Source organism: Escherichia coli DSM 30083 = JCM 1649 = ATCC 11775 (assembly GCF_003697165.2).
Classification (GTDB): domain Bacteria; phylum Pseudomonadota; class Gammaproteobacteria; order Enterobacterales; family Enterobacteriaceae; genus Escherichia; species Escherichia coli.
Genome location: NZ_CP033092.2, coordinates 4,797,723 through 4,808,854 on the forward strand (window position 1 = coordinate 4,797,723; position 11,132 = coordinate 4,808,854).

An 11,132-nucleotide genomic window follows, 5' to 3' on the forward strand; every position below is an offset into this window, starting at 1 on the left:
GGGATATTTCGTATGTCAAAGGTAACCGTTACCACTTTTCGCGCCTGGTTTTTTTAGTTTCACGACGAAAAAATGGTCTAAAACGTGATCAATTTAACACCTTGCTGATTGACCGTAAAGAAAGATGCGCTACATACAAGTGTAGCACCGTTTATTCTCTGTAAATTCCTTATTACGAAGGCTCAAAGCGCCTGTCAGGATCCACTGCCAGACCTCATTTTACGGTTTGCGCAGGCGTCTACGTTTCACCACAACACTGACATCGCTCTGGCAAGGATGTTAGGATGGACCACGGATGATAATGACGGTAACAAGCATGTTAGACAATGTTTTAAGAATTGCCACACGCCAAAGCCCACTTGCACTCTGGCAGGCACACTATGTCAAAGACAAGTTGATGGCGAGCCATCCGGGCCTGGTCGTTGAACTGGTACCGATGGTGACGCGCGGCGATGTGATTCTTGATACGCCGCTGGCGAAAGTAGGCGGAAAAGGCTTATTTGTGAAAGAGCTGGAAGTCGCGCTCCTCGAAAATCGCGCCGATATCGCCGTACATTCAATGAAAGATGTGCCGGTTGAATTCCCGCAAGGTCTGGGGCTGGTCACCATTTGCAAGCGCGAAGATCCCCGCGATGCCTTTGTATCCAACACCTATGACAGTCTGGATGCGTTACCGGCAGGCAGTATCGTCGGGACGTCCAGTTTACGTCGCCAGTGCCAACTGGCTGAACGCCGCCCGGATCTGATTATCCGCTCCCTGCGCGGCAACGTCGGCACTCGTCTGAGCAAACTGGATAACGGCGAATATGATGCCATCATTCTTGCCGTAGCCGGACTAAAACGTTTAGGTCTGGAGTCCCGCATTCGCGCCGCGTTGCCACCCGAGATTTCTCTTCCGGCGGTAGGGCAAGGTGCGGTGGGCATTGAATGCCGCCTTGATGATGCACGCACTCGCGAGCTGCTCGCCGCGCTGAATCACCACGAAACTGCACTGCGCGTTACCGCCGAACGCGCCATGAATACCCGTCTCGAAGGCGGATGTCAGGTGCCAATTGGTAGCTACGCCGAGCTTATTGATGGCGAAATCTGGCTGCGTGCGTTGGTCGGCGCGCCGGACGGTTCGCAGATTATTCGCGGTGAACGCCGCGGTGCGCCGCAAGATGCCGAACAAATGGGGATTTCGCTGGCAGAAGAGCTACTGAATAACGGCGCGCGCGAGATCCTCGCTGAAGTCTATAACGGAGACGCCCCGGCATGAGTATCCTGGTCACCCGCCCGTCTCCCGCAGGAGAAGAGTTAGTGAGCCGTCTGCGCACACTGGGGCAGGTGGCCTGGCATTTTCCGCTGATTGAGTTTTCTCCGGGTCGACAATTACCGCAACTTGCTGATCAACTGGCAGCGCTGGGAGAGAGCGATCTGTTGTTTGCCCTCTCGCAACACGCGGTTGCTTTTGCCCAATCACAGCTGCATCAGCAAGATCGTAAATGGCCCCGACTACCTGATTATTTCGCCATTGGACGCACCACCGCGCTGGCACTACATACCGTAAGCGGACAGAAGATTCTCTACCCGCAGGATCGGGAAATCAGCGAAGTCTTGCTACAATTACCTGAATTACAAAATATTGCGGGCAAACGTGCGCTGATATTACGTGGCAATGGCGGTCGTGAGCTAATTGGGGATTCCCTGACGGCGCGCGGTGCTGAGGTCACTTTTTGTGAATGTTATCAACGATGCGCAATCCATTACGATGGTGCAGAAGAAGCGATGCGCTGGCAATCCCGCGAGGTGACGACGGTCGTTGTTACCAGCGGTGAAATGTTGCAGCAACTCTGGTCGCTGATCCCACAATGGTATCGTGAGCACTGGTTACTACGCTGTCGACTATTGGTCGTCAGTGAGCGTTTGGCGAAACTCGCCCGGGAACTGGGCTGGCAAGACATTAAGGTCGCCGATAACGCTGACAACGATGCGCTTTTACGGGCATTACAATAACTCTCATAACAGGAAGCCATAATGACGGAACAAGAAAAAACCTCCGCCGTGGTTGAAGAGACCAGGGAGGCCGTGGACACCACGTCACAACCTGTCGCAACAGAAAAAAAGAGTAAGAACAATACCGCATTGATTCTCAGCGCGGTGGCTATCGCTATTGCTCTGGCGGCGGGCGTCGGTTTGTATGGCTGGGGTAAACAACAGGCCGTCAATCAGACTGCCACCAGCGATGCCCTGGCTAACCAACTTACGGCACTGCAAAAAGCCCAGGAGAGCCAAAAAGCCGAGCTGGAAGGCATTATCAAGCAACAAGCTGTACAGCTTGAGCAGGCGAATCGTCAGCAAGAAACGCTGGCAAAACAGCTGGATGAAGTCCAACAAAAGGTCGCCACCATTTCCGGCAGCGATGCTAAAACCTGGCTGCTGGCCCAGGCCGATTTTCTGGTGAAACTCGCCGGACGGAAGCTGTGGAGCGATCAGGACGTCACGACCGCTGCAGCGTTGCTGAAAAGTGCAGACGCCAGCCTGGCGGATATGAATGACCCGAGTCTGATTACCGTTCGCCGGGCAATTACCGATGATATCGCCAGCCTTTCTGCGGTATCGCAGGTGGATTATGACGGTATCATCCTTAAGCTTAATCAGCTTTCAAATCAGGTAGATAATCTGCGTCTGGCCGATAATGACAGCGATGGTTCGCCGATGGATTCCGACGGTGAAGAGCTTTCCAGTTCCATCAGCGAATGGCGTATCAATCTGCAAAAAAGCTGGCAGAACTTTATGGACAACTTCATTACGATTCGCCGTCGTGATGACACCGCCGTACCGCTGTTAGCGCCAAATCAGGATATCTATCTGCGCGAAAATATTCGCTCTCGCCTGCTGGTCGCAGCACAAGCTGTACCGCGTCACCAGGAAGAGACTTATCGCCAGGCGCTGGAGAACGTCTCCACCTGGGTACGTGCTTACTACGATACTGATGATGCCACCACCAAAGCGTTCCTCGACGAGGTGGACCAGTTAAGCCAGCAAAATATCTCGATGGATCTTCCGGAAACCCTGCAAAGCCAGGCGATGCTGGAAAAATTGATGCAGACCCGCGTGCGTAACCTGCTGGCACAACCGGCAGCAGGGACAACGGAAGCTAAACCTGCACCTGCACCTGCACCGCAAGCTGATGCTCCGGCAGCCGCGCCGCAAGGAGAATAACCATGCTAAAAGTGTTATTGCTCTTTGTGTTGCTGATTGCGGGGATCGTGGTTGGCCCGATGATTGCCGGCCATCAGGGTTACGTGCTGATCCAGACCGACAACTACAATATTGAAACCAGCGTCACGGGCCTCGCGATTATTTTGATTCTGGCGATGGTAGTGCTGTTTGCCATTGAGTGGCTACTGCGGCGAATCTTCCGCACAGGCGCGCACACCCGTGGGTGGTTTGTCGGACGTAAGCGTCGCCGTGCACGTAAGCAGACCGAACAGGCGCTGCTGAAACTGGCGGAAGGCGATTATCAGCAAGTTGAAAAGCTGATGGCGAAAAATGCCGATCACGCTGAACAACCGGTGGTGAACTATCTACTGGCAGCCGAAGCCGCGCAACAACGTGGTGATGAAGCACGCGCCAACCAACATCTGGAACGCGCAGCGGAGCTGGCCGGCAATGACACCATTCCGGTAGAAATCACCCGTGTACGTCTGCAACTGGCCCGTAATGAAAACCATGCAGCACGTCACGGCGTGGATAAGCTGCTGGAAGTTACGCCACGCCATCCGGAAGTATTACGTCTGGCGGAACAGGCGTATATCCGCACTGGTGCATGGAGTTCGCTGCTGGATATCATCCCATCAATGGCGAAAGCCCATGTTGGTGATGAAGAACATCGTGCAATGCTGGAACAACAGGCATGGATTGGCCTGATGGATCAGGCGCGTGCCGATAACGGTAGTGAAGGTTTGCGTAACTGGTGGAAAAACCAAAGCCGGAAAACGCGTCATCAGGTGGCCTTGCAGGTGGCAATGGCGGAACATCTTATTGAGTGTGACGATCATGATACTGCCCAGCAAATTATCATCGATGGCCTGAAACGCCAGTATGACGATCGCCTGCTGCTGCCGATCCCGCGTCTGAAAACCAATAACCCGGAACAGCTGGAAAAAGTGCTGCGCCAACAGATCAAAAACGTGGGCGATCGCCCGCTGTTGTGGAGCACACTGGGTCAGTCGCTGATGAAACACGGAGAATGGCAGGAAGCATCGCTCGCCTTCCGCGCAGCGCTGAAACAACGTCCGGACGCCTACGATTACGCATGGCTTGCCGACGCGCTGGACAGACTGCACAAGCCGGAAGAAGCCGCAGCGATGCGTCGCGACGGTTTGATGTTAACGTTGCAGAACAACCCGCCACAGTAGCTCTTTCTCACCCGGAGGCAAGCACCTCCGGGGCCTTTCTGATATATAAAAAAACGCCTGCTCTTATTACGGAGCAGGCGTTAAAACAGGTCTGTATGACAACAAGTGGGTGCTTCACTCAACGTTGTGTCCATGGTGTCTGATGAGGCATAAGCGACATCTGTCAGTGGACGATAAGCACCGTAAACGGCTCTGCGTCATTCCGGAGTTTATGAGGCACTAAGGCGAACATAAGAGATGGAATGAGCATCTACTCGTTTATTATGCCACAGAGAACCGGGAAATAACATCCCTTAACACTTGTTATGAGATAATTCTGTAATCCTCTTTGCTTCCTGAGTAATAACTTCCTGAGTGAATATTTCTCCTGCGCACAATTCTACACATATATATAATGAATAATAAAAGTCATTCAATTAATAACATATATATTAATTGCCGTTAAAACTAAAAACAGCATCAATAATCAACGCGATATAACATCACCGCCTTACATATCACCTGCGCCAGAGGTAGGATTGAAAATGCTCTCCTGATTTTTCAATTCATTTTCTGGATAAATAAATAATTTATTTTTATCACTATTATTTATGCAATCATCCTGTCAGGGAGAGGGATCTCAATTATCAATGCTTAATTACGTCATCATTTTGACGACATGAAACCGGAGCATTTTGCATGGAATTTTCGTTTTCACCCAAACTTCTTGTTGTTGCTGTCGCCGCAGCTCTTCCTCTCATAGCCAGCGCAGCAGATACCCCGTCAACCGCCACCGCACGCAAAGGCTTTGCCGGATACGATCACCCAAACCAGTATCTGGTTAAACCGGCGACCACTATTGCCGACAACATGATGCCGGTGATGCAGCATCCTGCACAAGACAAAGAAACCCAGCAGAAACTGGCGGAACTTGAGAAAAAAACCGGTAAGAAACCGAACGTGGTTGTTTTCTTGCTGGATGATGTGGGCTGGATGGACGTTGGCTTTAACGGCGGCGGCGTGGCGGTGGGTAACCCTACACCAGATATCGACGCCGTTGCCAGCCAGGGGCTGATTTTAACTTCGGCGTATTCTCAACCGAGTTCTTCCCCAACCCGCGCCACGATTCTCACCGGACAATACTCCATCCACCACGGCATTCTGATGCCGCCAATGTACGGGCAACCGGGCGGTCTGCAAGGGTTAACCACGCTGCCGCAGTTGCTGCACGATCAGGGCTACGTCACCCAGGCTATCGGGAAATGGCATATGGGGGAAAACAAAGAGTCGCAGCCGCAGAACGTTGGCTTTGATGATTTCCGCGGCTTTAACTCGGTGTCCGATATGTATACCGAATGGCGTGATGTTCATGTCAACCCGGAAGTCGCCCTGAGCCCGGCTCGTTCTGAATACATCCAAAAACTGCCGTTCAGCAAAGATGACGTTCATGCCGTGCGCGGCGGTGAACAGGAAGCCATTGCCGACATTACGCCGAAATATATGGAAGACCTGGATCAACGCTGGATGGAATATGGCGTTAAGTTCCTCGACAAGATGGCGAAGAGTGATAAGCCTTTCTTCCTCTATTACGGCACTCGCGGCTGTCACTTCGATAACTACCCGAACGCCAAATATGCGGGTAGCTCTCCGGCGCGCACCTCTTACGGCGACTGCATGGTGGAGATGAACGATATCTTCGCCAATCTGTATAAAGCACTGGAGAAAAACGGTCAGCTTGATAACACGCTGATTGTGTTCACCTCTGATAACGGTCCGGAAGCCGAAGTTCCGCCGCACGGTCGCACGCCGTTCCGCGGTGCGAAAGGTTCTACATGGGAAGGCGGCGTTCGTGTGCCAACCTTCGTTTACTGGAAAGGCATGATCCAACCGCGTAAATCTGACGGCATTGTCGATCTGGCGGATCTCTTCCCTACGGCGCTGGATCTGGCGGGGCATCCTGGGGCGAAAGTAGCGAATTTAGTACCGAAAACCACCTTTATCGATGGTGTGGACCAGACATCTTTCTTCCTGGGAACAAATGGTCAGTCTAACCGTAAGGCCGAGCACTACTTCCTCAACGGTAAACTTTCTGCTGTGCGTATGGATGAGTTCAAGTATCACGTCCTGATTCAGCAACCTTACGCTTATACCCAGAGCGGATATCAGGGTGGATTCACCGGCACAGTAATGCAAACGGCGGGATCGTCGGTGTTTAACCTGTACACCGATCCGCAGGAAAGCGACTCTATCGGCGTGCGCCATATTCCGATGGGTGTACCGCTACAGACCGAAATGCACGCGTATATGGAGATCCTGAAAAAATATCCACCACGCGCGCAGATTAAATCTGACTAAGCCGGCGCTATCGCTGAGATCTGCCTTTGCCGGATGCGATGCTGACGCATCTTATCCAGCCTACAGAACGCTGCAATTTATTGAATTTGCAATGATTGTAGGCCGGATAAGGCGTTCACGCCGCATCCGGCAATCAACCGCAGGCGGCCGCCGATTTCTACTTATTCACCACCATCAAATGCGCCTGCATAATGTCGCTGGCCGGACGACCGTGCGCCAGCAAATCAGCCATTGCTTTAAGATATGGCGGTAGATGGCGGAAATAACGCTGATACCCGGCACACAAATAATTCAGCCCGGGTTTGCCGCTGGCATCGAGCATAAAGCGGTGTTTCGGGCAGCCTCCCCAGCACGCTTTTAACACGTTGCAACTGCGACACTGTGCCGGTAACTGCTTGAATTTATCTTCACCAAATGCCTGCTGTTGCGGGGAATCAATCATTTCTGCAATCGTCTGCTGAAGCATATTCCCTAGTCGATACTGCGGATAAACATAGTGATCGCAGGCGTAAACATCGCCGTTGTGTTCAACAATCACCGAGCGCCCACAGGTTGGCTGATGATGGCAAACCGCGCCCGGTGCGCCGACAAAATTGGCGAACGCCCATTCGATATTCATTACGAAAACCTTGCCGACGTCGCGCTTAATCCAGTGGTCGAAAATCGCCACCAGAAACTCACCGAACTCTTGCGGGCACACCGACCATTCCGTCAGTTCGCCCTGAATATCGCCGGGAGCATGTAGCTTAAGTCCAGCATGAGCAGCCGTTTCATCAGCCAGGCGCTCGACCACCGGAATAAACTGGATGAACTCAACACCTGCATCACACAGAAAATCATAGACTTGCAAAGGTTGTAACGCACTGGTGCGATTGACGCAGACCAGCACGTTATAGTCGACATGATGTTTTTGCAGGAGCGTCAGAGCACGCATCACCAGCTTATGCGTTGGTCTGCCACCTTTGGTCACGCGATATTGATTGTGGATCTCAGCCGGACCATCCAGCGATAACCCTACAAGAAAATGATTTTCTGCCAGAAATGCACACCATTCGTCATCGAGCAGCACGCCGTTAGTCTGGAAGCTATTACTTATCTTCCTGCCAGCACCATATTTCGCCTGTAGCGCCACGGCACGGCGGTAAAAATCCAGCCCGAGTAACGTTGGTTCGCCGCCCTGCCAGGTAAAAGCCACTTCGTTTTGGGTTTCGCTGGCAGCGATATAGTGACGGACATACGCTTCCAGCGTGTCATCGTCCATATGCGTGACTGGCTTTTCGTGGTAAAGGGATTGTTTTTCGAGATAAAAACAGTAGTCACAGTTCAGATTACAATCAGAACCGCTCGGTTTCGCCATCACATGAAAAGCACGCGTTGGAACCTGTTGCTGCATGGTCGCTCCTTGCCTGAAGTCATCCTTCAATAAGTTAAGGGCGAAATCATACCGTGGCGCAATACGTTATTACGGGCGTTTATTGCGAAGGGAAAGTGACGAAATGCACAGAAAACAAAAAACCCCGCCGAAGCGGGGTTCAAAATTGGTCGGCGAGAGAGGATTCGAACCTCCGACCCACTGGTCCCAAACCAGTTGCGCTACCAAGCTGCGCTACTCGCCGAAATACTGCTTTTTGAATTTTTAGTTCAATTCTTTAAAGTCGTGGTGCGAGGGGGGGGACTTGAACCCCCACGTCCGTAAGGACACTAACACCTGAAGCTAGCGCGTCTACCAATTCCGCCACCTTCGCATTGTCACAACTTCTAATAATGGGGTGGCTAATGGGATTCGAACCCACGACAACTGGAATCACAATCCAGGGCTCTACCAACTGAGCTATAGCCACCACTACAAATCTTGTTACGCGGTATTACTACCACCGCAGCTCAAGCGCCGGGACTAAATGGCGCGCCCGACAGGATTCGAACCTGAGACCTCTGCCTCCGGAGGGCAGCGCTCTATCCAGCTGAGCTACGGGCGCTTAGCGCCGTTGCGGGGGTGGATAATACGGACTTCCCACCCCTCTGTCTAGTCCCTTTTTAAATAAATTGCGCGTTTGGTTACGGTTTGTGCGTTTTGCTGCTTATTCCTCCAGTTTATGCGCTTTACCGTGGCGATTAAGCCCAAAAACTTTATAAATCGCCGTCACCACCAGCATAAAGATGATGCCGACAAACAGCGACATACGCGTATCTTCATTAAAGTACATGCCGATCAAAACGCAAATCAGGAATGCCATTGTTACGTAGTTGGCCCAAGGGAACAGGATTGAGCGGAACGGATGGCTGGCAATTGCTGCTTTATGCGCACGACGAAAACGCAGCTGGCTTATCAATATCACAAACCATGGCACCATCCCCGGAAGCACGCTGGCACTGTAGACGTAAACAAACACACGCTGCGGATTGGGAATGATGTAGTTCAGGCATGAGCCAATTAGCAGAATAGCAATAGATACTGCCACACCCGCAACCGGTACGCCGTGACGGGAAACTTTCGCCATTGCCGCCGGTAACTGACGGTTTTTCGCCAGTGCGTAGAGCATACGTCCGCAACTGTACATGCCGCTGTTACAGCCAGAGAGCGCAGCCGTCAGAACCACAAAGTTGATAATGCCCGCCGCTGCGGTAATGCCGATTTTGGCGAAAGTCAGTACGAACGGGCTACCGTTGCTGCCTATTTCATTCCACGGGAAGATAGTAACGATAACGAAAATCGCGCCAACGTAGAAAATCAGGATTCGCCACAGCACCTTGCCTACGGCACTGCGCAGCGTCACCTGCGGATTCTTCGCTTCACCGGCAGTAATGCCAATCAGCTCCACGCCCTGGTAGGACGCCACCACAATACACAATGCGGTCAGGAACCCTTTCCAGCCACCAGCAAAGAAACCGCCATGCTCTGTGAGATTGCTAAAACCAATCGACTGCCCGCCATTGCCAAAGCCAAAGAAAATCACGCCCAGGCCAATGACAATCATCACGATAATCGTGGTGACTTTGATCATCGCGAACCAGAACTCGATTTCGCCGTACAACCTCACCGCAGCCAGATTCGCCAACGCCACCAGCGCCACCGCGATCAATGCGGGTATCCACTGCGCCATCTCCGGGAACCAGAACTGGACATAAACGCCAATGGCGGTGATTTCTGAGATCCCCACCGCCATCCACATAAACCAGTAAGACCAGGCGGTGAGATAACCAAAGAACGGGCTCATATAACGATGCGCGTAAACGGCGAACGAACCGGTAACCGGTTCGAGGAACAACATTTCGCCCATTGAACGCATGATGAAAAAGACGAACAGCCCGGCGATGATATAGGCCAACAATACGGATGGCCCGGCCCATTTCAGGGTACTGGCGGCCCCCATAAACAGGCCGACGCCAATGGTGCCCCCCAGGGCGATGAGTTCGATATGTCGAGCTTCCAGCCCACGCTGTAGCTCTGGTTTGTTATCTGCCATAAATCCTCGTGTTGTGTTTGCATGCTTTCCGGTGTTACCGTTTATCGTTATGGGTACATCGAGTGTTGCGAATGTTTTCGTAATTCAGGAGAAATGGCAAATAAAGCATTAAAAATTTGAATGCTTTGTGTAATAAAAAAGCAGACAGGCGACGAAGTGACCACTCCGTCGCTTTACAAAGAGAGGAAAATCAGAGGTTGCCGGTGTAATGCCAGCGTAAATAACGCAGCAAACGAAGCTGACGCTTAATGCGGCTCGGCTGCGAAAGCAGGCGGTAGAGCCACTCCAGCCCCAGCGTTTGCCAGATTTTCGGTGCGCGTTTTACGTGACCGGTGAAAACATCGTAGGTCCCGCCAACGCCCATATACAGCGCATCTGGATGCACCAGACGGCAGTCGCGCATGAAGATCTCCTGCTTTGGCGCTCCCATCGCAACGGTGACGATTTGCGCTCCGCTGGCATGAATGCGTTCAAACAGCGCCTGACGCTGCTCGGGTTTAAAATAACCATCCTGACTGCCAACGATATTCACATTCCACTGGTTGCGCAGTTTAGCTTCAGTTTGCGCCAGCACTTCAGGTTTACCGCCCACAAGAAATACCTGTGTCCCTTCTTTGCCTGCGCGCGCCATCAGCTCTTCCCAGAGATCGGCCCCAGCAACGCGGGAAACCTGCGCCTGCGGGTACTTTTTACGTACTGAACGTACAACGCTTATGCCATCCGCATATTTAAATTCGGCAGCGTTAATTAACTCCCTGACCTCAGCGTTATCTTCAATGGTCAGCATTTTTTCGGCATTAATGGCAACCAGCGTTCCCTGCTTAAGCTGCCCGTCAGCGAACAGATAATCGAGGGCGTGCTGCATATCACGCCAACCAATCAACTGTAAGCCACGCAGCGTATAGGTCGGTGCCGTGGTGTTGTTATTCAT

General features: G+C 52.2%; 8 protein-coding genes and 4 tRNA genes. 5 read left to right on the forward strand and 7 right to left on the reverse strand.

The annotated features are described in order from the left end of the window. Nucleotides 1-316: 316 nt before the first annotated feature. The 5 genes from hemC (at nucleotide 317) to aslA (ending at nucleotide 6,737) form a co-directional block, all read left to right on the forward strand. Entirely contained in the window at nucleotides 317-1,258 is a 942-nt protein-coding gene (gene hemC, locus EAS44_RS24540) for a hydroxymethylbilane synthase (protein WP_001350879.1), read from the forward strand. Then, a complete protein-coding gene (gene hemD / locus EAS44_RS24545; protein ID WP_000026059.1) occupies nucleotides 1,255-1,995 on the forward strand; it encodes a uroporphyrinogen-III synthase in 741 nt (246 codons plus the stop codon). Before hemC ends, hemD begins: the two co-directional genes overlap by 4 nt. 21 nt (nucleotides 1,996-2,016) lie before the next feature. Next, complete coding sequence (hemX, locus tag EAS44_RS24550; protein WP_000139098.1) at nucleotides 2,017-3,204, forward strand: uroporphyrinogen-III C-methyltransferase; 1,188 nt, start codon at nucleotides 2,017-2,019, stop codon at nucleotides 3,202-3,204. A 2-nt stretch (nucleotides 3,205-3,206) separates the two neighbouring features. Further along, nucleotides 3,207-4,403, forward strand: coding sequence for a protoheme IX biogenesis protein HemY (gene hemY, locus EAS44_RS24555; protein WP_000921791.1), 1,197 nt, complete (start codon nucleotides 3,207-3,209; stop codon nucleotides 4,401-4,403). Nucleotides 4,404-5,081: 678 nt separating this feature from the next. Further along, nucleotides 5,082-6,737, forward strand: a complete 1,656-nt coding sequence (aslA, locus tag EAS44_RS24560; RefSeq protein ID WP_000395836.1) for an arylsulfatase AslA — start codon at nucleotides 5,082-5,084, stop codon at nucleotides 6,735-6,737. Between the two features lie 157 nt (nucleotides 6,738-6,894). On the opposite strand, the gene aslB is transcribed toward aslA, so the two are convergent. The 7 genes from aslB to wecG form a co-directional block, all read right to left on the reverse strand. After that, nucleotides 6,895-8,130: an anaerobic sulfatase maturase gene (gene aslB, locus EAS44_RS24565; protein ID WP_001187380.1), complete on the reverse strand. Its 1,236-nt coding sequence runs from the start codon at nucleotides 8,128-8,130 to the stop codon at nucleotides 6,895-6,897. Between the two features lie 146 nt (nucleotides 8,131-8,276). Continuing rightward, nucleotides 8,277-8,353 (reverse strand) — tRNA-Pro (locus tag EAS44_RS24570). A 42-nt stretch (nucleotides 8,354-8,395) separates the two neighbouring features. After that, a tRNA-Leu gene (locus EAS44_RS24575) sits at nucleotides 8,396-8,482 on the reverse strand. Between the two features lie 20 nt (nucleotides 8,483-8,502). Continuing rightward, nucleotides 8,503-8,578, reverse strand: a tRNA-His gene (locus EAS44_RS24580). Between the two features lie 58 nt (nucleotides 8,579-8,636). After that, nucleotides 8,637-8,713, reverse strand: a tRNA-Arg gene (locus EAS44_RS24585). A gap of 102 nt (nucleotides 8,714-8,815) precedes the next feature. After that, nucleotides 8,816-10,201, reverse strand: coding sequence for a bifunctional threonine/serine APC transporter ThrP (thrP, locus tag EAS44_RS24590; protein WP_000774735.1), 1,386 nt, complete (start codon nucleotides 10,199-10,201; stop codon nucleotides 8,816-8,818). A 190-nt stretch (nucleotides 10,202-10,391) separates the two neighbouring features. Then, nucleotides 10,392-11,132: a lipopolysaccharide N-acetylmannosaminouronosyltransferase gene (wecG, locus tag EAS44_RS24595; protein ID WP_001064047.1), complete on the reverse strand. Its 741-nt coding sequence runs from the start codon at nucleotides 11,130-11,132 to the stop codon at nucleotides 10,392-10,394.

Coding starts and splice junctions, on each gene's coding strand:
- wecG (WP_001064047.1), bottom strand. CDS start 11,132: ATGAATAACAACACCACGGCACCGACCTATACGCTGCGTGGCTTACAG.
- hemX (WP_000139098.1), top strand. CDS start 2,017: ATGACGGAACAAGAAAAAACCTCCGCCGTGGTTGAAGAGACCAGGGAG.
- hemC (WP_001350879.1), top strand. CDS start 317: ATGTTAGACAATGTTTTAAGAATTGCCACACGCCAAAGCCCACTTGCA.
- hemY (WP_000921791.1), top strand. CDS start 3,207: ATGCTAAAAGTGTTATTGCTCTTTGTGTTGCTGATTGCGGGGATCGTG.
- aslB (WP_001187380.1), bottom strand. CDS start 8,130: ATGCAGCAACAGGTTCCAACGCGTGCTTTTCATGTGATGGCGAAACCG.
- hemD (WP_000026059.1), top strand. CDS start 1,255: ATGAGTATCCTGGTCACCCGCCCGTCTCCCGCAGGAGAAGAGTTAGTG.
- thrP (WP_000774735.1), bottom strand. CDS start 10,201: ATGGCAGATAACAAACCAGAGCTACAGCGTGGGCTGGAAGCTCGACAT.
- aslA (WP_000395836.1), top strand. CDS start 5,082: ATGGAATTTTCGTTTTCACCCAAACTTCTTGTTGTTGCTGTCGCCGCA.